The sequence below is a fragment of the Cryobacterium sp. BB736 genome, from assembly GCF_014980265.1.
In the GTDB taxonomy this organism is placed as follows: Bacteria; Actinomycetota; Actinomycetes; order Actinomycetales; family Microbacteriaceae; genus Terrimesophilobacter.
In genome coordinates this window covers 191,384-210,929 of sequence record NZ_JABXWQ010000003.1, presented here as the reverse complement: position 1 = coordinate 210,929, position 19,546 = coordinate 191,384, and the positions used below count along the sequence as shown (strand labels likewise).

General features: G+C 67.1%; 22 protein-coding genes and 1 pseudogene. 17 read left to right on the top strand and 6 right to left on the bottom strand.

Annotated elements, in window-relative coordinates:
• Positions 1–16 precede the first annotated feature (16 nt).
• A complete protein-coding gene (locus tag IRG63_RS09180; RefSeq protein ID WP_168626607.1) occupies positions 17–1,270 on the top strand; it encodes an MFS transporter in 1,254 nt (417 codons plus the stop codon).
• Here IRG63_RS09180 and IRG63_RS09175 read toward each other — a convergent pair.
• On the bottom strand, positions 1,222–2,892 hold the full coding sequence (locus tag IRG63_RS09175; RefSeq protein WP_193509935.1) for an alpha-amylase family protein: 1,671 nt from the start codon (positions 2,890–2,892) through the stop codon (positions 1,222–1,224). The two genes, IRG63_RS09180 and IRG63_RS09175, sit on opposite strands and share 49 nt — an antisense overlap.
• Entirely contained in the window at positions 2,889–3,866 is a 978-nt protein-coding gene (locus IRG63_RS09170) for a TIGR03885 family FMN-dependent LLM class oxidoreductase (protein WP_193509934.1), read from the bottom strand. Before IRG63_RS09170 ends, IRG63_RS09175 begins: the two co-directional genes overlap by 4 nt.
• Positions 3,867–3,960: 94 nt before the next feature.
• On the opposite strand from IRG63_RS09170, the gene ftsY reads away from it, so the two are divergent.
• Both ftsY and IRG63_RS09160 read left to right on the top strand, forming a co-directional pair.
• A complete protein-coding gene (ftsY, locus tag IRG63_RS09165; RefSeq protein WP_168626611.1) occupies positions 3,961–4,836 on the top strand; it encodes a signal recognition particle-docking protein FtsY in 876 nt (291 codons plus the stop codon).
• Positions 4,837–4,861: 25 nt separating this feature from the next.
• Positions 4,862–5,863 (top strand): TIGR03557 family F420-dependent LLM class oxidoreductase, encoded by a 1,002-nt coding sequence (locus IRG63_RS09160; RefSeq protein WP_168626613.1) that lies wholly within the window; start codon positions 4,862–4,864, stop codon positions 5,861–5,863.
• 4 nt (positions 5,864–5,867) lie between these two features.
• Here the strand turns inward: IRG63_RS09160 and IRG63_RS09155 are convergent, their stop codons facing one another.
• Positions 5,868–6,386, bottom strand: coding sequence for a gamma carbonic anhydrase family protein (locus IRG63_RS09155; protein WP_193509933.1), 519 nt, complete (start codon positions 6,384–6,386; stop codon positions 5,868–5,870).
• Between the two features lie 59 nt (positions 6,387–6,445).
• Here IRG63_RS09155 and ffh point away from each other — a divergent pair, with 59 nt between their 5' ends.
• Complete coding sequence (ffh, locus tag IRG63_RS09150; protein WP_193509932.1) at positions 6,446–8,002, top strand: signal recognition particle protein; 1,557 nt, start codon at positions 6,446–6,448, stop codon at positions 8,000–8,002.
• 6 nt (positions 8,003–8,008) lie between these two features.
• On the opposite strand, the gene IRG63_RS09145 is transcribed toward ffh, so the two are convergent.
• Positions 8,009–9,169: a glycosyltransferase family 1 protein gene (locus tag IRG63_RS09145; protein WP_193509931.1), complete on the bottom strand. Its 1,161-nt coding sequence runs from the start codon at positions 9,167–9,169 to the stop codon at positions 8,009–8,011.
• A 145-nt stretch (positions 9,170–9,314) separates the two neighbouring features.
• Here IRG63_RS09145 and IRG63_RS09140 point away from each other — a divergent pair, with 145 nt between their 5' ends.
• The 7 genes and pseudogenes from IRG63_RS09140 (at position 9,315) to trmD (ending at position 14,225) form a co-directional block, all read left to right on the top strand.
• Positions 9,315–10,160 carry an META domain-containing protein gene (locus IRG63_RS09140; RefSeq protein WP_193509930.1) on the top strand — a complete coding sequence of 282 codons (846 nt, stop codon included), beginning with the start codon at positions 9,315–9,317 and terminating at the stop codon, positions 10,158–10,160.
• Between the two features lie 9 nt (positions 10,161–10,169).
• The gene (locus IRG63_RS09135) at positions 10,170–10,973 is read left to right on the top strand and encodes an LLM class F420-dependent oxidoreductase (RefSeq protein WP_193509929.1); all 804 of its coding nucleotides are present in this window, start codon (positions 10,170–10,172) and stop codon (positions 10,971–10,973) included.
• A gap of 85 nt (positions 10,974–11,058) precedes the next feature.
• Complete coding sequence (locus IRG63_RS09130; RefSeq protein WP_370566223.1) at positions 11,059–12,012, top strand: DMT family transporter; 954 nt, start codon at positions 11,059–11,061, stop codon at positions 12,010–12,012.
• Between the two features lie 129 nt (positions 12,013–12,141).
• Positions 12,142–12,543, top strand: a pseudogene (gene rpsP / locus IRG63_RS09125) (30S ribosomal protein S16); the annotation flags it as partial.
• Between the two features lie 135 nt (positions 12,544–12,678).
• Positions 12,679–12,915 carry an RNA-binding protein gene (locus tag IRG63_RS09120; RefSeq protein ID WP_168626623.1) on the top strand — a complete coding sequence of 79 codons (237 nt, stop codon included), beginning with the start codon at positions 12,679–12,681 and terminating at the stop codon, positions 12,913–12,915.
• A gap of 1 nt (position 12,916) precedes the next feature.
• Entirely contained in the window at positions 12,917–13,531 is a 615-nt protein-coding gene (rimM, locus tag IRG63_RS09115) for a ribosome maturation factor RimM (RefSeq protein WP_370566222.1), read from the top strand.
• A 10-nt stretch (positions 13,532–13,541) separates the two neighbouring features.
• Positions 13,542–14,225, top strand: a complete 684-nt coding sequence (trmD, locus tag IRG63_RS09110; protein ID WP_193509927.1) for a tRNA (guanosine(37)-N1)-methyltransferase TrmD — start codon at positions 13,542–13,544, stop codon at positions 14,223–14,225.
• Between the two features lie 6 nt (positions 14,226–14,231).
• Here trmD and map read toward each other — a convergent pair whose 3' ends face one another.
• Positions 14,232–14,999, bottom strand: a complete 768-nt coding sequence (gene map, locus IRG63_RS09105) for a type I methionyl aminopeptidase (RefSeq protein WP_193509926.1) — start codon at positions 14,997–14,999, stop codon at positions 14,232–14,234.
• A 38-nt stretch (positions 15,000–15,037) separates the two neighbouring features.
• On the opposite strand from map, the gene IRG63_RS09100 reads away from it, so the two are divergent.
• From IRG63_RS09100 to IRG63_RS09080, 5 genes are all read left to right on the top strand, one after another.
• The gene (locus IRG63_RS09100; RefSeq protein WP_193509925.1) at positions 15,038–15,493 is read left to right on the top strand and encodes an MFS transporter; all 456 of its coding nucleotides are present in this window, start codon (positions 15,038–15,040) and stop codon (positions 15,491–15,493) included.
• A 177-nt stretch (positions 15,494–15,670) separates the two neighbouring features.
• The gene (gene rplS / locus IRG63_RS09095; protein ID WP_193509924.1) at positions 15,671–16,021 is read left to right on the top strand and encodes a 50S ribosomal protein L19; all 351 of its coding nucleotides are present in this window, start codon (positions 15,671–15,673) and stop codon (positions 16,019–16,021) included.
• 60 nt (positions 16,022–16,081) lie between these two features.
• Entirely contained in the window at positions 16,082–16,828 is a 747-nt protein-coding gene (gene lepB / locus IRG63_RS09090) for a signal peptidase I (RefSeq protein WP_168626629.1), read from the top strand.
• A gap of 2 nt (positions 16,829–16,830) precedes the next feature.
• On the top strand, positions 16,831–17,496 hold the full coding sequence (locus IRG63_RS09085) for a ribonuclease HII (protein ID WP_168626630.1): 666 nt from the start codon (positions 16,831–16,833) through the stop codon (positions 17,494–17,496).
• A 10-nt stretch (positions 17,497–17,506) separates the two neighbouring features.
• Complete coding sequence (locus IRG63_RS09080; RefSeq protein WP_168626631.1) at positions 17,507–17,830, top strand: DUF2469 family protein; 324 nt, start codon at positions 17,507–17,509, stop codon at positions 17,828–17,830.
• A gap of 1 nt (position 17,831) precedes the next feature.
• Here IRG63_RS09080 and IRG63_RS09075 read toward each other — a convergent pair whose 3' ends face one another.
• Positions 17,832–19,067 carry an alanine racemase gene (locus IRG63_RS09075; RefSeq protein ID WP_193509923.1) on the bottom strand — a complete coding sequence of 412 codons (1,236 nt, stop codon included), beginning with the start codon at positions 19,065–19,067 and terminating at the stop codon, positions 17,832–17,834.
• 105 nt (positions 19,068–19,172) lie between these two features.
• Between IRG63_RS09075 and IRG63_RS09070 the strand changes: the two genes are divergently transcribed.
• A complete protein-coding gene (locus IRG63_RS09070; RefSeq protein ID WP_168626633.1) occupies positions 19,173–19,502 on the top strand; it encodes a cupin domain-containing protein in 330 nt (109 codons plus the stop codon).
• Positions 19,503–19,546 lie beyond the last annotated feature (44 nt).

Sequence of the window (19,546 nt, the reverse complement as noted above, 5' to 3'; positions counted from 1 at the left end):
CGCCTAGACTGTCGCAGTGATCGACATCGAGCGGGTGCAGAGGCGCGTCATCCGCACCCTCGTTCTGGCGCAGATTCTCGGCGGAATCGGCCTCGGGGCGACGGTGTCCGTTGGCGCATTGCTTGCTGCGGAGGTGAGCGGCGAGAACGCGTTGTCAGGCATGGCGTCGACCATGAGCACTCTCGGGGCTGCCATCATCGCGTTGCCGTTGGCCCGCTTGGCGATGCGGCGTGGGCGGGGGTTCGCGCTAGCGGCAGGGTCGATTCTCGGCATCGCCGGCGCGGTGCTGGCAACGGTGTCGGCGGCGCTCGGATCGTTCCCACTGCTGATCGTCGCATTCCTGCTCACCGGCGTCATCGGGGCCACGAACCTGCAGGCGCGGTTCGCGGCCACCGACCTGGCTCAGCCGGACCGCCGCGGGCGTCAGCTGTCCGTGGTTGTCTGGTCGACGACGATTGGCGCGGTGCTCGGCCCGAACCTGATCGGCCCTGGGGAGGCGCTAGGCGCCGCGCTCGGCCTGCCGACGCTCACCGGCCCGTTCATCTTCACCGTCGCCGCCCAGGTGGCAGCGACCGTCGTCTACCTCGTCGGTCTTCGTCCTGACCCGCTGCTCACGGCGATCGGCAGCCGCACGCCGGAGGAATCACGCCCCGCCCGAGGCGGCTTCGCGACGCTACGACACAACCCCCTTGCGCGCTACGCCGTGACGACCGTTGCCCTCAGCCACGCGACCATGGTCGCCGTCATGGCGATGACGCCGGTGCACCTTTACTCGCACGGCGCGACGCTCGAGCTGGTCGGCTTCGCGCTCAGTCTGCACATCGCCGGGATGTTCGCCCTGTCGCCGGTGTTCGGGTGGCTCGCCGATAGGGTGGGCCGACTCCAGGTGATCCTCATCGGCCAGGCGACGTTCGCCGCCTCGCTGTTGCTCGCCGGCTTCGTGAGCCACTCGGAAGCAGGTGTCACACTGAGCGTCACGCTGCTCGGGGTGGGCTGGTCGGCATCGGTCATCGCCGGATCGACCGTCGTCGCCGAATCCGCGGAAGGTCCCGACCGCGCCGCCCTGCAGGGCGTCTCCGACCTCACCATGAACGCGGTCGCGGCACTCAGCGGCGCGCTCGCCGGGCCGGTGCTGGTCGCGATCGGCTACTCGGGACTCGGCTTCGTCACCATCGCCCTGGTCGGCTTCGTCACGGTGTGGACGATCATCCGACTCACCGCTCAGGAGAGCCGTCTGGTGCCCGGGTCCAGGATCCGCAGCCAGCGGTAGCCGTACCCCTCCAGGTCGAGTTCGGCCCGCCCCCGGTCGTCGGTGCGCGTCTCGCCCTCCTGGAGCAGGTCCACCAAACGTGTTTCGGCATCCGCACCATCCACGGTGAGCGGGACGGTCAGCGCGTTCGGCGAGAAGTTGTGCAGCGCGATCATGCTCCCCAGGGGCCCGGTGACCCGGTGCGCAAGGACGGATGCGTGAGGCTGCTCGAGGATGGTCAGGTCGCCCCAGCCGATCTCGGCAGATGCCCGGTAGCGCCGGATGAGCAACTGGATGAAGCTGAGCAGAGAATCGGGGTCGTGCCGTTGCTGATTCACATTGATATGGTCAGGGCCGAAACCGTCAGCCACGACCGGATTGGGCAACGCCGACGGCCGCGCGGTTGAGAAGCCGCCGTTCTTCGCGTCAGTCCACTGCATGGGCGTACGCACCGCCTGACGCCCACCGGCATCGAGATTCTCGCCCATGCCGATCTCTTCCCCGTAGAACAAGACGGGTGTCCCCGGTAGGGAGAACAGCAGGCTGTACGCCATCCGGATGCGCCGGGGGTCGCCATCGAGCATGGTGGGGAGGCGGCGCACGATGCCGCGGTCGTAAACCTGCATGCGGGGCTCAGGGCCGAGGGCGTCGAAGACCTCCCGGCGCTCGACTTCGGTGAGCTTGTCGAGGGTCAGCTCGTCGTGATTGCGCACGAAGTTGGCCCACTGCGACTGCAGCGCCAGCTTCGGGCGCCTGGCGAGCGTGCGGGCGAGGGGGCGCGCATCCTCCCGGACAAGCGAGAGGTAGAACCGCTGCATCGACTCGAAGTCGAACTGCATCGAGAGCTCATCGCCATCCGGGCCGCCGAAGTAGGCCAGCTGGTCCTTGAACTTCAGGTTGACCTCGCCGAGCAGGATCGCGTCGCCCTGTCGCCTTCCGACGAAGCTGCGCAGGTCGCGCAGGTAGCTGTGACCGGCATCGGGACCCTCCGGCAGCATCCCCTCGGTGGTCTCGAGAAAGAACGGCACGGCATCGACGCGGAAGCCGGAGAGGCCGAGCTGCAGCCAATAGCCGAGGACCTTCGCGATCTCCTCGCGCACCTTCGGGTTGGCGGTGTTCAGGTCCGGCTGGTGCTTGTAGAAGCGGTGCAGGTAGTACTGGCCGGCCTTCTCATCGAACGACCAGACGCCCTTCTCCTCGCCCGGAAACACGGTCTCCGGGGCATCCTTCGGGATCTCGTCGCTCCACACATAGAAATCGCGGTACGGCGAATCAGGGCTGGACCTGGCCGCCTGGAACCACGGATGCCGGTCGGATGTGTGGTTGACGACCAGGTCGGCGATGACGCGCATGCCACGGTCCTTGGCGCTGCGAATCACCTCGACCAGGTCACCGATGTGGCCGAGGCGCTTGTCGATGCCGTAGAAATCCATGATGTCGTAGCCGTCGTCGCGGTCGGGTGTCGGGAAGAACGGCATGAGCCACAGGCATGTCACTCCGAGGTCGGACAGGTAGTCGAGCCGGTGGGCGAGTCCGCCGAAGTCGCCGCGACCGTCGCCGTCCCAGTCCATGAACGTCTCGACGTCGAGGCAGTACAGGACGGCGTTCTTCCACCACAGGTCGCTCGTGTCGGTGATTCTCATGCCACGCTCCTCGCCGTCGGGCGAAGTTGCGGCAGCACGTGCGCGCCGAACTGCTCGATGAACACCAGCTGTTCCTTGCCGACGTGGTGCAGGTACACCTCGTCGAAGCCGAGCTCGATGGCCTCACCCAGCCAGTCGACGTGGCGGGCGAGGTCATCGGAGACCTGTACGAGATCGGGGAGTTGCTCTGCCGGCACGTTCGCGCTCTCGCGATCAAACTCTTCCGTCGCCCAGATGTCCCAGCATCGAGGCGGCCCGATCGCGCCGTTTCGCCACTGATCGTGCGCGATCGCCAGTGCCTCGTCGTAAGTGGGCGCGTAGCTCAGGTGCACCTGGAGCGCGACCGGTCCGGTGCCGCCCGCGGAACGGTACGCGTCGATGACCTCGCGCAGCGCGTCGTGCGGCTGGGCGACGGTGATCAGCCCGTCCGCCCAGTCGGCCGCCCAGCTTGCGGTGGCCGGGGTGACTGCTGCGGCGAACAGTGGGGGAGGAACATCCGGAAGCGTCCAGAGCCTCGCCTCGTGCACGGCGACGTCGCCGGTTGCGCTCACCTGCTCACCGGCGAGCATGCGCCGGATGACGTCGACGCTCTGCCGCAGCCGCCGGTTGCGGGCGTCCTTGTCCGGCCACTCGTCGCCGGTGATGTGCTCGTTCATGTTCTCGCCGCTGCCGAGGGCCGCCCAGAACCGTCCCGGGTACATCGCGGCGAGGGTTGCCGCCGCTTGCGCGATGATCGCGGGGTGGTAGCGCTGGCCGGGGGCGTTCACGACCCCGAACGGCAGCCGGGTGGCCTGCAGTGCCGCGCCGAGCCACGCCCACGCGAATGCGGAATGGCCCTGCCGCTCGCTCCACGGCGCGAAGTGGTCGCTGCACATGGCCGCGGTGAAGCCGGCCTGCTCTGCATGCTGGACGGCATCGATGAGCGCGCTCGGGTGAACCTGTTCATGGGAGGCATGGAAGCCGATGACGGTCATCTTTCGACCGTCGCACGCGGGGCTGGGAAAGTGACGGGGATTCCGTTGTGGTCGCTGGAAGGGCGGTGGCACCGGCTTCAATAGACTCGACCCCATGGCTGAGCGCACCCCGTGGTCACTGACCGGAGCACTTCGCGGCATGTTCGCGAAGCCGACCATCGACGACAACACCTGGGAGGACCTCGAGGATGCGCTGATCACCGCCGACTTCGGTCCGGATGTCACTGACGGCGTCATCGAGGATCTGCGGGAAAAGGTGGACCGGTATCGCACGACCGACCCGGCCGACCTGAAGCGGATGTTGCGGGAGAGCCTCGAGGAGCGACTGTCGAAGCTCGACCCGACGCTGCGGCTCAGCGACCGCCCCGCGGTTGTGCTCGTCGTTGGCGTCAACGGGGTCGGCAAGACCACCACGATCGGCAAGTTCGCGAAGTTCCTGCGCAACTTCGACCGCAGTGTCGTCGTCGGGGCGGCCGACACGTTCCGCGCGGCAGCGGTCGAACAGCTGGCAACCTGGGCAGAGCGGGCTGGCGCGGACATCGTCCGTCCCCAGCAGCAGGGTCAGGACCCGGCATCCGTCGCGTTCCAGACTGTCGACAAGGCCAAGCGTGAGGGCATCGACATCGTCATCATCGACACCGCAGGTCGGCTGCAGACCAAGAGCGGTCTCATGGACGAGCTGTCGAAGATCCGCCGGGTGGTGGAGAAGCAGTCGGACATCGCCGAGGTGCTGCTGGTGCTGGATGCGACCACCGGCCAGAACGGGCTCGCGCAGGCCGAGGCGTTCATCGAGCACGCGGGCGTCACCGGGCTGGTGCTGACCAAGCTGGACGGGTCCGCGAAGGGCGGGTTCGTGCTCGCGGTGCAGGAGAAGACCGGCATTCCGATCAAGCTCATAGGGCAGGGCGAGGGCATCGGCGACCTCACCGGCTTCACGCCGCACGTTTTCGTTCAAAACCTCGTCGGCTGACCAGCGCGAGTGGAAGGATGATCGCATGAGCGACCTTCAGATCGGTTACGCGGCAATGCTGGAGCAGTTCGCACCGGCGGAGGCCGTTGCGTTGTCGGCGTTCGCCGAGGAGCACGGCTTCAGCGGCGTCATGGCGGCTGACCACTTCCAGCCGTGGGTTCCCGCCCAGGGGCAGTCCTCCTTCGTCTGGGCGATGCTCGCCGCGGTCGGGGAGCGCACCAGGGGTGACTTCGGCCCCGGCGTCACCGCGCCGACGTTCCGCTGGCATCCTGCGATGGTTGCGCAGGCATCCGCGACCCTTGCCTCGATGTATCCGGGACGACACTGGCTTGGCCTCGGGTCGGGTGAGGCGCTCAACGAGCACATCATCGGCGAGTACTGGCCGGAGGCGCCCGAGCGCATCAACCGGATGTTCGAGGCCATCGACATCATCAAAAAACTGTTCTCGGCGTCCATCGCCGGTAGGGATGTCAAGCACACCGGGCAGTACTTCAAGCTCGAGAGCACGCGGCTGTGGACGATGCCAGAGGTGGCGCCGGAGATCCTGGTTGCAACGGCCGGGCCGGTGACCGCGCGCCGCGCGGGCAAGCACGTTGACGGGCTCATCACGGTCGGCGCTCCGCTGGAGAAGATCTCGATGCTGTTCGGCAAGTTCGACGAGGGGGCCCGTGAGGCGGGGAAGGACCCATCGACGATGCCCAGGGTGCTGCAGCTGCACCTGAGCTGGGCGCCGACGACCGAAGAGGCGATGGCGAACGCGCTGCACGAGTGGCCGAACGGCGGGATGAAGTTCCCGAAGGGGGACATCCGGTCGCCGTTCGAGCTGGAGCAGATGGCGAAACTCGTGCGGCCCGAGGACTTCGAGGGGCGGATGGTCATCGACTCCGACCCGGACGTGCACCGCGCGTACATCCAGAGGTTCGTCGACCTGGGCTTCGACCGGATCTACCTGCACAACGTCGGCCGCAACCAGCGCGAATGGATCGAGGTTTTCGGTCGCGAGGTGCTGCCGAAGCTCAAGCGCTAACGCCCTACCGTCGGTGCTGTCGGCTCAGCTCCACATAGTGCGTCGCATTGCCGCGGACCTTCTCCAGCTCATCGTCGGTCAGCGGACGGCGCACCTTGGCCGGCACACCAGCCACGAGTGAACCGGGTGGGACGACGGTGCCCTCGAGCACGACGGCGCCAGCCGCGACCAGGGACCCGGCGCCGATCACCGCACCATTGAGCACGGTCGCGCTCATCCCGATCAGGCAGTCGTCGTCGACGGTGCAGCCGTGCAGCACCGCGGCATGGCCGACGCTGACGCCCGAGCCGATCGAGGTCGGAATGCCCGTGTCGCAATGCACGACCACGTTGTCCTGCAGGTTGCTGCGCGCGCCGAGCGTGATGCTGTCGGTGTCGCCGCGCAGCACGGCTCCGTAGAACACGCTTGACTCCGAGCCGAGGTTGACGCGCCCGATCACGGTCGCATTGGGGGCGACCCACGCGGTGTCGTCGATCTGGGGCACCTCACCGTCGAACGGGAGCACAAGCGGTTCACTGGTCATGTCGCCACGATATCGCCCCGCCAGACGGACAGCCTCGATCACCTAAACTGGGCAGCACCATGGCCACTTTCGGAAACCTCACCGACCGTCTCACAGAGACGTTCAAGAAGCTGCGCGGCAAGGGCAAGCTCAGCCCAGCGGATGTCGATGGCACAGTCCGCGAAATCCGACGCGCACTGCTCGACGCTGACGTCGCCCTCGATGTCGTCAAGGAATTCACCGGGAAGGTGCGCGAGCGCGCCCTCGGCGACGAGGTCAACAAGGCGCTTAACCCGGCGCAGCAGGTCGTGCAGATCGTCAACGAGGAGCTCATCGGCATCCTCGGAGGTGAGCAGCGGCGGCTCGAGTTCGCCAAGAATCCGCCGACCGTGATCATGCTCGCGGGTCTCCAGGGTGCGGGTAAGACGACGCTCGCGGGCAAGCTCGCGAAGTGGCTCGCATCCGAGAACCACACGCCGATGCTCGTCGCAGCCGACTTGCAGCGTCCCAACGCCGTCACCCAGCTGCAGGTTGTCGGCGAACAGGCCGGCGTCAAGGTCTTCGCCCCTGAACCGGGCAACGGCGTGGGCGACCCGGTGCGTGTTGCGAAGGACGCCGTCAAGTTCGCGCAGGACAAGCAGTACGACATCGTCATCATCGACACCGCCGGACGCCTCGGCGTAGACGCGGAAATGATGAAGCAGGCCTCCGACATCCGCAAGGCGACCGCGCCGGATGAGGTGCTGTTCGTCATCGACGCGATGATCGGCCAGGACGCGGTCGCCACGGCAAAGGCATTCCAGGACGGCGTCGACTTCACCGGCGTCGTGCTCACCAAGCTCGACGGCGACGCCCGCGGTGGCGCGGCGCTGTCGGTCGCATCGGTTACCGGCCGTCCGATCATGTTCGCCTCGACCGGTGAGGGCCTCGGCGACTTCGAGCCGTTCTACCCCGACCGGATGGCAAGCCGAATTCTCGACCTCGGCGACATCCTGACCCTCATCGAGCAGGCGCAGAAGGCCTTCGACGAGGAAGAGGCGCTCAAGGTCGCCGAGAAGTTCGCGACCGACACGTTCACCCTCGAGGACTTCCTGGCCCAGATGCAGCAGCTCAAAAACATGGGCTCCATCAAGGGCATGCTCGGGATGCTGCCCGGCGCGAAGGGTATGCGGCAGCAACTGGACAACTTCGACGAGCGGGAGATCACCCGCACCGAGGCGATCATCCAGTCGATGACCCCGTCGGAGCGGCGCCAGCCGAAACTGCTGAACGGGTCCCGTCGCCTGCGCATCGCGAAGGGGTCTGGCACGACCGTCACCGATGTCAACCAGCTTGTGACCCGCTTCGAGCAGGCCGCGAAGATGATGAAGACCGTCGCCAAGGGCGGCATGCCGCAGATCCCGGGAATGGGACCGATGCCGGGCGGCCGGATGAAGCAGCAGGCGAAGAAGGGCAAGAAGGGCTCCCGCTCGGGCAACCCGGCGAAGCGCGCGGCAGAAGAGGCGGCGCTCGCCGCCGGCATTCAGCCGGGCGGTGCTGGAGCGGGCGGAGCCGGTTTCGGCCTCGGCGGTGCGGCCAAGCAGGGCGGTCCGAGCGAGGAAGAGCTCGCTGCGCTGCAGAAGTTCCTCGGCCGCTAGGCGGCTCTAGCTCCGGCGAGCAGGCGCCGCAGCGCGCCATCCGGCGATCGGACGTTCCGCGTGCAGCTCGATGGCCTCGCGGTAGTGCTCGACCAACGCGTCGCACACGCTCGACCACGACCTGTCGCGCACTGCGGTGTGCGCCGCGCTAGCGAACGCGAGCCGCTTTGCGGTGTCGCCGGCCAGGTCGGCGACGCGCTCGCGCAGCTCGTGCAGGTTGCCGGGGGAGTACAGCCATCCGGTCCGGCTGGAATCGACCAGGTCGACCGGTCCGCCGCGCCCGGTGGCGACAACCGGCACGGCGCTCGCCATCGCCTCCTGGATGGTCTGGCAGAACGTCTCCGACTCGCCCGGATGCACGAACACGTCGAAACTGGCGACCGCCCGCGCGAGGTCGTCGCCGCCAAGGAAACCCGCGAAGTGTGCTGTCGGCAGCAGCTGCTCCAACCTGGCCCGCTGCGGTCCGTCACCGACGATGACGAGCTTGACGCCCTGCAGCGTCGCAAGCACCCGGAGGTCCTCGACCTGCTTCTCTGCGGCGAGCCGGCCGACGAAGCCCACAATGCGCTCGCCGTTTGGAGCAACCAGCTCCCGCCAGGCGTCGTCACGCTTCGCGGGCGAGAACCGTGCGCTGTCCACCCCACGCACCCAGGTGCGCACCCGGTCGATCTGGTGCTCGCGCAACTGCCTGACGGCATAGCTCGACGGAGCCAGGTTGAGGGTCGAGCGCTGGTGAATGCGCTGAACGTGCTGCCACAGCAGCGCCTCCGCGAACGGGAAGCCGTAGCGGGCCGCGTAGGCGGGCACATCCGTCTGGTAGATCGCCACGGTCGGCAGATCGAGCCGTTCGGCCGCGATCATCGCCTGCCAACCGAGCACGAAGGGCGAGGCGAGGTGCACGACATCGGGGCGGAAGGCACGCAGGCTCTTCGCGATGCGGTTCCTCGTCACCGTCGCGACCCGCACGTTCCGGTACGCGGGCAGCGCGAACGACGGGACACCCTCGACGTTTACCCCGCCGACCGTCGCGGGCAGCTCGGCGGTGCGCGGTGCGAGCACCAGCACGTCGTCGCCGCGCGCAGCGAGGTGGTCGATCACCCGCAACAGCGAGTGGGTGACGCCGTTCATGTGTGGGAGGAAGGATTCTGCGACCAGTGCGACTCTCACCCCGCCACCATCGCATCCGCCTCCGGATGTCCGGCCACGGTGCGGTGACGCGCCCACCAACCGTCGGTGAACGAATGGTGCCGTACGTGCGAGAGCAGCGAAACGTTGGGTACCGGTTGGCGAGCGCAGTCACTAGCTTTGTGCCATGAGGCGTTCCACCCTGCTTTCCTTCGCTGTCCCCGTTGCCTCGCTGGCGTTGCTGGCCGGATGCGCGAGTTCCCCCGGGGGTGCGCCGAGCGAGTTGGCGCCGAGCGGCGAGTCCGGGGCGATCAATCTCGTCGGCATGTGGCGAGTCGATGCACCACAGGAGTCCGACGAGACCTGGCTGCGGCTCGACGCGGGGAGCTTCGAGCTGTGGCGCGACTGCGGCGTTGTGAGTGGATCCTGGCAGGCGGGGGAGCGCATTTTCATCGCTGACGTCCACGGGGCGCTGGAGGGATGTGTCGAGAACGGCCAGATGCCCAGGGTGGACTGGCTTCACGAGGTGACGGGCTACGAGCCCAGCGTCGACGGTTGGGAACTGCTCGACCGGTCGGGCGGTGTCATCGCCTCCCTCACCATCGACGGCACTCCACCACCCAACCCGAACGTCAGCGACTCGATGCGCGAAGCGCCGGAGATCACCGACCGGACGCGCGAACACTTCGCCGAGCCGGCACCGTTGCCGAGCGACCTTGAGCCCGCAACTGTCGACGCGGTGGTTGGCCGCTGGCTGCCCATCGGAGCGGGCGAGGGTACGGATGCCTTCATCGAGTTCGCTGCGGATGGCAGCTACACCGGCTCCGACGGCTGCAACGGATCACAGGGTCGCTGGGCGGTGGGCGCGGACGGTGAATGGCTCGCCACCGCCGGCCCATCCACCCTCATCGCGTGCGACGGTGCGCCAACCGCGTTCTGGGCATCCGGCGCCCGCCACGCTGGCTTCGACGGCGAAGCGCTCGTCTTCGTCGACGCATCCGGAGTCGAGCTGGGGCGAGTGCAGCCCGCCTAGGCTTGGGGCATGCCCACGCGTCCCATCCGCATCGGCGTGCAACTCGCGCCGCAACACGCACCATATGAGGCCATCCGCGACGCCATCATCGAGCTCGAAGAGCTGGGCGTCGACATCATCTTCAATTGGGACCACTTCTTCCCGCTGTCCGGTGAGCGCGACGGCCTGCACTTCGAGTCATGGACGATGCTCGCCGCTATCGCCGAGCAGACAAGCCGGGTCGAACTCGGCGCTCTCGTGAACTGCAACAGCTACCGCAACCCCAGCCTGCAAGCAGACATGGCACGCACCATCGACCACATCAGCGCCAAGGGCGGCACCGGCCGGTTCATCTTCGGCACCGGCGCCGGATGGTTCGAACGGGACTACACGGAGTATGGCTATGAGTTCGGCACCCCGGGAACCCGCATCGCCGCGCTCGCTCGCGACCTGCCCATCATCAAGGAACGCTGGACCAGGCTCAACCCGCAGCCGACCCGCCCCATCCCGATCCTGATCGGCGGTGGCGGCGAGAAGAAGACACTGCGGATCGTCGCAGAGCACGCCGACATCTGGCACAGCTTCAGCGACGTGCCGACGCTCGAGCGCAAGCTCGGGACTCTCGCCGAGCACGGTCGCGCGGTCGGCCGGGACACCTCCCAGATCGAGATCTCTACCGAACTCAGACGCCGCACACCAGAGGATGCCGACGAACTCGTAGACCTCGGCGCCACACTGTTCACGGTCGGGCTGTCTGGCCCGCACTACAACCTCGACATGGTCAGGGACTGGCTCTCCTGGCGCGACGAGCACCGCTCGAAGTTGGCTTCCTGATCGTTCCTGCCAACCCTCACACGCCTTCTGCCAGAGTCACCGGCGCGGTCAAAGGTTGTCGCCGGTCACGACTAGCGTGAGTCAGGTGACTTCGACCATGAAACGCGACGCAGCTCCGACACCGGCATCCGGCGTCACACCGCTCGTGCTCGTCGCGATCATCGTGACGGTGCTCGCGTGGGCGAGTGCGTTCATCGTGATTCGCGGGGTCGCGCCGCACTTCAGCGGCGGGGGTCTCGCCCTCGGCCGACTGGTCGTCGGCACGGTGTTGCTCGCGCTGCTGCTTATCGGCAAGCGCTGGGTGAAGCCGACCGGGCGCGAGTGGGTCCTGATCCTCGTGTTCGGCATTGCCTGGTTCGGGCTCTACAACGTCGCTCTCAACATCGCAGAGCAGACGCTCGATGCGGGCACGAGCGCCATGATCGTGAACATCGCACCCATCCTGATCGCCCTCGGTGCGGGAGTGTTCCTGGGGGAGCGGGTGCCGAAGTGGCTCATCGTCGGCACCGGTGTCGCCTTCTTCGGCGTCATCCTGATCGGGATCGCATCCGGTGCCAGCCTCGGCGGCGGAGCGGGCATCTGGTGGTGCCTGCTCGCTGCAGTCACCTACTCGATCGGCGTGCTGTGCCAGAAGCCGGTCCTGAAGTCGCTGCCAGCATCGCAGGTTACCTGGATGGGCGCCGCCATCGGCACGATTGCCTGCCTCCCGTTCACCGGCAACCTGATCAGCGAGGTGCAGGCCGCGCCGATCGAGGCGGTGCTCGGAGTGGTTTACCTCGGCGCCGTCCCGACCGCGCTCGCCTTCAGCACGTGGGCTTACGCCCTCGGCCGCATGCCGGCCAGCCAGCTGGGGGTCACCACCTATGTCGTGCCAGCGCTCGTCATCCTGCTCGGTTGGCTCGTCTTCAGCGAGATCCCCGCTCCGCTCGCGATCGTCGGTGGCGCGCTGTGCCTGGTGGGCGTGGCGGTGTCCCGGATGCGGCCGCGTCGCCCGGAATCGACGCCGGTTCCCGCGAGCGCCGGAAATCTGTCAGAATAGTAAGTCGAGTCCCGGCCCGCCCGACCCTCTATCAGGCTGGCCGCAAGACCCCATCAGAGCTTTTGAGCCGAGTGTGCCCCCACGCCCACGGCGCTCAGTTCAACCAACTATTGAATCAATCGGAGAATTGTGGCTGTAAAGATTCGCCTCAAGCGCCTGGGCAAGATCCGGGCACCCTACTACCGCATCGTCGTCGCCGACGCGCGCACCAAGCGTGACGGTCGCGTGATCGAGGAGATCGGCAAGTACCACCCCACTGAGGAACCCTCGGTCATCGAGATCAAGTCCGATCGTGCGCAGTACTGGCTCAGCGTCGGCGCGCAGCCGACCGAGCAGGTCATGGCGCTGCTGAAGCTCACCGGCGACTGGGGCACCTTCAAGGGTGAGAAGAACCCCACCAACACGGTGCGCACCGCCGAGGCCAAGCCCGAGTTCCAGGCGGACGAGAAGAAGAAGCCCGTCCTGAAGCCCAAGGAAGAGAAGAAGCCGGCCAAGGCCGAAGCCGAAGAGGCAGCCACCACCGGTGACGAGGTCGCCACCGAGGCAGCTCCCGCCGAGGCCGAGGTTGCTGACGCCGCCCCCGCCACCGCCGAGGAGACGGCCGAGCAGGCCGCGGGCTCCGAGGCCGACGCCGCTGCCGCGGCTGAGCCGGGCAAGGAATAACCGTTGCTTGCTGCCGCTCTGGAGCACCTCGTGAAGGGGATCGTCGACAACCCTGACGATGTTCAGGTTGTCGCAAAGAACTCGCCACGCGGCGAGATCCTCGAGGTTCGTGTCAACCCGGATGACCTCGGTCGTGTGATCGGCCGTTCCGGTCGCACCGCCAAGGCGCTCCGCACGCTGGTCAGCGCACTCGCCGACGGCCGCAAGGTGCGCGTCGACGTGCTCGACACCGATTCCTAGAGTGGCATCAGCAGAGAACAACCGGCTTCGGGTTGGTCGACTCACCAAGGCTCACGGCCTCAAGGGAGCGATCAAGATCGAGTTGTATACCGACGAGCCGGAGAAGCGGTTCGTGCCGGGGGCGCGATTCTGGTTGCAAGTGCCGGAATCGTCCCCCTGGCATGGCAAATCGATCGAACTGACCGAGCTGCGCTACTACAACACCCAGCCGGTCGCCTTCTTCGAAGGGATCGGCGACCGCACCGCGGCTGAGTCCCTCATCAAGGCGATCCTGCTTGTCGATCACGACCCGGCAGAACTGCCGGAGGAGGACGACGCCTGGTACGACCACCAGCTGGTCGGACTGGGGGTCGTGCGCGAAGGCGAGACCGTTGGAACCGTCGCGCGGCTGGAGCACCTGCCCGCGCAGGACCTGCTGGTCGTTCAGACCGGGTCCGGCGAGGTGATGGTGCCGTTCGTCAAGGCGATCGTGCCCAGCGTCGACCTCGCCGCGGGCATCCTCACCGTCACGCCGCCGGCGGGCCTGTTCGAGGCACTGCCGGAGGATGCGTCGGAAGCGGAGACGGCGACACCCGCCGATGGCGACGCGGCCACCGGGGAACCGACCGCACCGTAGGCTCGTGCCCATGCGCATCGACATCGTCACGATTTTCCCCGAGTTCTTCTCGGTGCTGGACGTGTCGTTGCTCGGCAAGGCGCGCGCATCCGGTCTCATCGAACTGGGGGTGCACGACCTGCGCGACTTCACGCGCGATCGTCACCGTACCGTCGACGACACGCCATACGGCGGCGGCGCAGGCATGGTGATGAAGCCCGAACCGTGGGGCGAAGCGCTGGATGGCATCCTCGACGGCGATGCTGTTGTGGTATTCCCGTCGCCCGCCGGAGAGCCGTTCACGCAGGCGATGGCACGCGAGCTGGCCGACGAGCCGCACCTGGTCTTCGGATGCGGGCGGTACGAGGGCATCGATGAGCGCGTGGTCGAGCACACCGCGACGCGTGCGCGCGTGCGCATGGTCAGCCTCGGCGACTACGTGCTGAACGGGGGAGAGGTCGCCGCGATGGCGATGATCGAGGCGATCGGCCGGCTCATCCCGGGCGTTGTCGGCAACCCGGAGAGCCTCGTCGAGGAGTCGCACAGCGACGGCCTGCTCGAATACCCGAGCTACACCAAGCCGGCCGAATGGCGTGGCCTGAGCGTGCCGCCGGTGCTGCTCAGCGGCAACCACGCGGCCATCGCCGCCTGGCGCCGCGAGCAGCAGTTGGAGCGGACCCGACGCGTCCGCCCGGACCTGCTCCCACCCGAGTGACCCGAGTCAGTCGCGCGCGGTCAGCACGAGCGGGCCGTCGTCGGTGATGGCGATGGTGTGCTCCGCGTGCGCAGCGCGTGAGCCGTCGACGCTCCGCAGCGTCCAGCCGTCGGCATCCGTGTAGAGCCGGTCAGTGCCGAGCATGAACCACGGCTCGATCGCGAAGACCAGGCCGGGCTTCAGCGGGAAACCCCGGCCGGGGCGTCCGTCATTGGGCACGTGCGGGTCACCGTGCATGGTGCGCCCGACGCCATGGCCGCCGAAGTCTGTGTTGATGGACAGGCCGGCCGCGCGGGCCACCTCGCCGATCGCCGATGACACGTCGCCCATCCGGTTGCCGACGCGCGCTGCCTTGATGCCCGCCGCCAGCGCTTGTTCCGTCGTCTCGATGAGCGCCAGGTCCTCCGCGCGCGGTGTGCCGACGACCAGGGACACCGCCGAGTCCGCGACCCAGCCGTCGACGGATGCGGCGAAGTCGATGCTGAGCAGGTCGCCATCCTGCAGCCGGTAGTTGTGGGGCAGCCCGTGCAGTGCGGCGTCGTTGACCGAAGTGCACAGCACCTTCCCGAACGGCATGGCACCGAACGAAGGGTGATAGTCGATGTAGGTGCTGACGGCACCGCGCTTACGGATCAGATCGTGCGCAAGCGCGTCGAGTTCGAGGAGGTTCACGCCGACGTCGGCTGCCTTCTGCAGCTCGCCCAGCACCTCGGCGACGAAGGCTCCCGCCGGTCGCATCTGCTCCAGTTCCGCCGCGGTTCTCAACTCGATCATCCAGCCATTCTTCACGATCCCGCGCCTAGGCTTGGTGCATGTTGGTGAGGCGCGGGTTCTACTGGGCGCAGTTCGGCGCGGTCATCGTCCTGCCGCTGTGGCTTCTCATCGGCCGCGGTCTGGTCTTCAGCGGCTCCGGCTGGGCGTTCGTGATGCTGCTGATCGTCGCGCCAATCCTGTTCGTCTACATGGGCCTCATCCTCGGGCTCACGCTTGCACGCAAGTCGGTTCGAGCGACGAAGGCGGTCTCTTGGATCGACGTCGCGCTGCTCGCGGTGTGGTGGCTCGTGCTGATCGCGGCAGGGTTCGTCAGGAACGACGGCATCGCCGCCATAGCGATCCTCATCTCGATTGGCGCGTTCTGGCTGCAGCTGTGGCAGCTGATCCGCGAAACCCGCGACCGCTTCAACGCGGCTACCGCGCGGCTCACCGACAGCTATCCGGTGACTCCGAATCCGGATGACCCGCCCCGCATCATCCGTATCGACCAGTAGCAATCGTCGATACGAATCGCTGCCAACTGGCGGCAGACGGCCGGTTATGACAGAATTGCTGTTTGTGCCCGCGCACGGTTCTGCCACAGGGGAGCCGGCTACGACAGGGCGCCTCTCACCTTCGAAGTTTTACCGAGCACGCCGTCGACCTGTGGCGATTGCAGGAAGCGAACCACAATGAACATCCTCGATTCAGTCGATGCAGCCTCACTTCGCAGCGACATCCCGGACTTCCGTGCCGGTGACACCGTCAAGGTGCACGTCAACATCGTTGAAGGCACGCGCAGCCGTGTCCAGGTGTTCCAGGGCGTCGTGATCGGACGTCAGGGCGAGGGTGTCCGCGAGACGTTCACGGTCCGCAAGATCAGCTTCCAGGTCGGCGTCGAGCGCAAGTTCCCGGTTCACTCGCCGGTGATCGACCGCATCGAGATCGTCACCCGCGGTGACGTTCGCCGCGCCAAGCTCTACTACCTGCGCGACCTTCGCGGCAAGAAGGCCAAGATCAAGGAAAAGCGCGAGTCCAACTAACCCCTGGTGGCCCGTGGCGCATAGGCGCCTCGTACAATGGTCCGCAAACCCAGGGGCGAGATGACTCAAGACAACCCGCCGATCGCGGCGGACGACGTCGAGGCGATCCGACGCAACCGCGCGCGAAGCGCGAGACTCTTCGCGCGGGATATCATCCTGATCTTCGCGGCAGCGATCATCATCTCGGTGTTGATCAAGACGTTCCTCATTCGCTCGTTCTACATCCCCTCCGGGTCGATGGAGAACACGCTCGAGGTCGACGACCGCATCGTCGTCAACGAACTCGTCCCCGATCTGGTGCCGATCGAGCGCGGTGACGTTGTCGTGTTCCGCGACCCCGGCGGGTGGCTCCGCCCCATGCCGGAGCCGCGGATGAACCCGATCACCGCCGGGTTCGACTGGTTCCTGGGCGTTGTCGGGCTGAGCGCATCCGACAGCAACGACCACCTCGTCAAGCGCGTCATCGGTGTGCCCGGCGACCAGGTGGTGTGCTGCAACACGTTCGGCCAGATCACCATCAATGGCGTCCCGATCGACGAGCCGTACCTGGAGCTTCCGCAGGGCGTGACGAAGGCATCCGGTGTCGACTTCGACGTCACGGTGCCCGAGGGTTCGCTCTGGGTGCTCGGCGACAACCGCTACGACTCGAAGGATTCCCGCTACAACACGACCCAGCCAGGACAGGGCTTCGTGCCGATCGATAACGTTGTCGGTCGCGCGTTCGTTGTCACCTGGCCGGTGGAGAACTGGAGCTGGATCGACAACTACCCGACGGTTTTCTCCGGCGTTGACGGAGGCGAGGGCTGACAATGGCCGTCGCTGACCCGACCCTGAAATTCGAGCGGGAATTGCATGACGGCGGCGCCCGGTTCGTGATCGGATGCGACGAGGTCGGCCGCGGGGCCATCGCGGGCCCGGTCGCGGTCGGCCTGTGCGTCGTGGACCGCGAGCGTGGCCCTGTGCCCAAGGGCCTGCGGGACTCGAAGATGCTCGCCGAGCCGAAACGCGAGGCACTCGCGCCGCTTGCGGCAGCCTGGGCCCGGTTCTCCGCGGTCGGACTCGCGAGCGCCGATGAGATCGACCGGTTCGGCATCATGGCTGCGCTAGCCATGGCAGGCAAACGCGCCCTCGAGGCCATCGCCGATGCCGGCATCCCGATCGAGGAGTCGGTCGTGCTGCTGGACGGCCACTACGACTGGCTCAACCCTGGACTGGGCAGCTCCCGGGTGAAGCTGACCACCCGGGTCAAGGCCGACCGGGATTGCGCATCCGTCTCCGCCGCATCCGTCATCGCCAAGGTGCACCGCGACCGCATGATGATCGAATCCGACGTCCGCTGGCCCGGCTACTCGTGGACCAGCAACAAGGGTTACGGCTCGAGCGAGCACTACGAGGCCATCGATCGGTTGGGTCCGAGCGTGCTGCACCGTCTGAGTTGGCTGAGGCAGCCAGCACTCGACATTGCGGACGCCTAGGATTGGGTGGATGGAAGACGACGACTTTGAGGACTACGACCGTGAGGTCGAATTGGCGCTGTTCCGTGAGTACCGGGACGTTGTTGCGCAGTTCCGCTACGTCGTCGAGACGGAGCGGCGCTTTTACCTGGCCAACGAGGTCGACCTCGTGCGCCGCGACACCGAGCACGACTTCTACTTCGAACTGACGATGCACGACGTGTGGGTCTGGGACGTCTACCGCTCCGACCGGTTCGTGAAGAGCGTCCGCGTGCTCACGTTCAAGGACGTCAACGTCGAGGAGTTGAGCGCCAAGGAGCTCGAGCTGCCGCAGGAGCTCGCGCTCGACGAGTGACCTAGAAGTAGGTCTTCACCGCGTCGACGACGCGATAGTTGGGGTCGACGACCGGGATCAGCCGCCATTTGTCGAATGCGGTGCACGGATGCGAGATGCCGAACGCGATCAGGTCGCCGACCGCGAGGGCGGTGCCCGCCGTGATGCGGAGGTGCGCGTGTTGGTCGCTCAGCCGCTCGATCGTGATGCCGGATGCCTGGCGCCGCGCATCCGGGGACCCGACGGTGAGCGGCATCGGCAGGCCGGCGTCGAACGGAGCATCGCGTCTACCGAAGTTCGCGATGGCAAGGCCGGGTTCCGGGGTGGAGATGACCTGGGCCCACAGTTCGAAGGCCGGTTCCAGCTCGGTGCCGTCGAGGGTGGGGCTGCTGTTCGCGTACAGGCCGTGGTCGTGGGTGAGGTAGCAGCCGCTGCGCAGGATCACCCGCACATCGGCGTCGTGTGACCAGCCGCGGCGCGTGAACGCGCCGATCACCAGGTCGAAGTGGGCGCTGCCGCCGAAAGTGGCGATGGGCTCCTCGACGTAGCCGTCCGAGATCATCGCGTCGAGCAGCTGCGCCGCCGACTCGAGGTAGCCGGCGATCGCGCGCCGCTGACCGTCGCCCTCGCCGGGCATGACGCCCTCGAATCCCTCGACACCGCGAAGCCGGAGACCGCGTTCCCCCGAAATGCGCTGGGCGAGGGAGAGTGCCTGCTCGGTCGTGCGGCATCCGGCGCGCCCGCCTCGGTAGCCGAGTTCGATGAGCAACTGGACCGGTGTTTCGGCGTCGCGCGTGTGCTCGATGATTCGGTCGACGGCCGCGTGCGAGTCGACGCACAGCAGTACCTCAGCGCCGTCACGCTGCACCTCGGCGATCCACTGGAGGTCCCCGGCTGCGATGACCTCGTTTGCGATGAGGATGCGCCGGGCACCGCTGGCCGCGAACACCGCGGCCTGCGCGACCGATGCGACGGTGACCGCCCACGCTCCGGCATCCTGTTGCCTCCACCACAGCTGCGGGCTCAGGTGGGTTTTGCCGTGCGGGGCAAGCTCGACGCCGTGCCGCTCGCAGTAGTCCGCCATCGCCTGCAGGTTGTGCTCGAGCGCGTCGTCGCGCAGCACGAGCATCGGCAGACTCAGGTCCGTGAGAGTCCACCGGTGTTCGCGGACCGAGCCGACGGTGGCGCCGATATCAGGGAACCCGCGCTCGCGCCAGGTGATCGGCTCGTCGAGGACGACTCGGTGGGACTGCTGCACTGCGACTCCCCAGTGGTTGGCGTGCCTCTACGGTAGCGCCGCCAGACCCGCCCAGGTGGCCCGCTTCGAGCACCCAGGGCGGCGCGCTTGACTAGAGTCGCTGTCATGTACGACGTGACTGCTGCGGATTCGATCGTTCTCACCTACGAGCCTGTGCCGGAAACGCAGGTGGTTGCGGGCAGGCCCCGGGTCGGCAGTGCTGAGCTTCACGAGTTGGACGGGCACTCGGTGGGCGTCTGGGAGCTGACCGTCGGGGCCATGGCGGATGTCGAGATCGACGAGGTGTTCGTGGTGCTTTTCGGCGCGGCGACGGTCGAGTTCGTTGACGAGGGTCGCAGCATCACGCTCGGACCCGGGTCGGTCGGTCGGTTGAGTGCGGGCCAGCGCACCATCTGGACCGTCACCGAGACCCTGCGCAAGGTGTATTTCGCCTGACCTCGGACCACCCGTCGTCACGTCCTCCACACGGAACCGGCGCG

Excerpts from the sequence above, each read along its gene's own strand:
- IRG63_RS09160 (WP_168626613.1), top strand. The coding sequence starts at position 4,862 with ATGAGCGACCTTCAGATCGGTTACGCGGCAATGCTGGAGCAGTTCGCA.
- IRG63_RS09085 (WP_168626630.1), top strand. The coding sequence starts at position 16,831 with ATGGCCGTCGCTGACCCGACCCTGAAATTCGAGCGGGAATTGCATGAC.
- IRG63_RS09100 (WP_193509925.1), top strand. The coding sequence starts at position 15,038 with ATGTTGGTGAGGCGCGGGTTCTACTGGGCGCAGTTCGGCGCGGTCATC.
- IRG63_RS09135 (WP_193509929.1), top strand. The coding sequence starts at position 10,170 with ATGCCCACGCGTCCCATCCGCATCGGCGTGCAACTCGCGCCGCAACAC.
- IRG63_RS09175 (WP_193509935.1), bottom strand. The coding sequence starts at position 2,892 with ATGAGAATCACCGACACGAGCGACCTGTGGTGGAAGAACGCCGTCCTG.
- ftsY (WP_168626611.1), top strand. The coding sequence starts at position 3,961 with ATGGCTGAGCGCACCCCGTGGTCACTGACCGGAGCACTTCGCGGCATG.
- IRG63_RS09155 (WP_193509933.1), bottom strand. The coding sequence starts at position 6,386 with ATGACCAGTGAACCGCTTGTGCTCCCGTTCGACGGTGAGGTGCCCCAG.
- IRG63_RS09140 (WP_193509930.1), top strand. The coding sequence starts at position 9,315 with ATGAGGCGTTCCACCCTGCTTTCCTTCGCTGTCCCCGTTGCCTCGCTG.
- trmD (WP_193509927.1), top strand. The coding sequence starts at position 13,542 with ATGCGCATCGACATCGTCACGATTTTCCCCGAGTTCTTCTCGGTGCTG.
- IRG63_RS09070 (WP_168626633.1), top strand. The coding sequence starts at position 19,173 with ATGTACGACGTGACTGCTGCGGATTCGATCGTTCTCACCTACGAGCCT.
- IRG63_RS09080 (WP_168626631.1), top strand. The coding sequence starts at position 17,507 with ATGGAAGACGACGACTTTGAGGACTACGACCGTGAGGTCGAATTGGCG.
- lepB (WP_168626629.1), top strand. The coding sequence starts at position 16,082 with ATGACTCAAGACAACCCGCCGATCGCGGCGGACGACGTCGAGGCGATC.
- rplS (WP_193509924.1), top strand. The coding sequence starts at position 15,671 with ATGAACATCCTCGATTCAGTCGATGCAGCCTCACTTCGCAGCGACATC.
- IRG63_RS09170 (WP_193509934.1), bottom strand. The coding sequence starts at position 3,866 with ATGACCGTCATCGGCTTCCATGCCTCCCATGAACAGGTTCACCCGAGC.
- map (WP_193509926.1), bottom strand. The coding sequence starts at position 14,999 with ATGATCGAGTTGAGAACCGCGGCGGAACTGGAGCAGATGCGACCGGCG.
- ffh (WP_193509932.1), top strand. The coding sequence starts at position 6,446 with ATGGCCACTTTCGGAAACCTCACCGACCGTCTCACAGAGACGTTCAAG.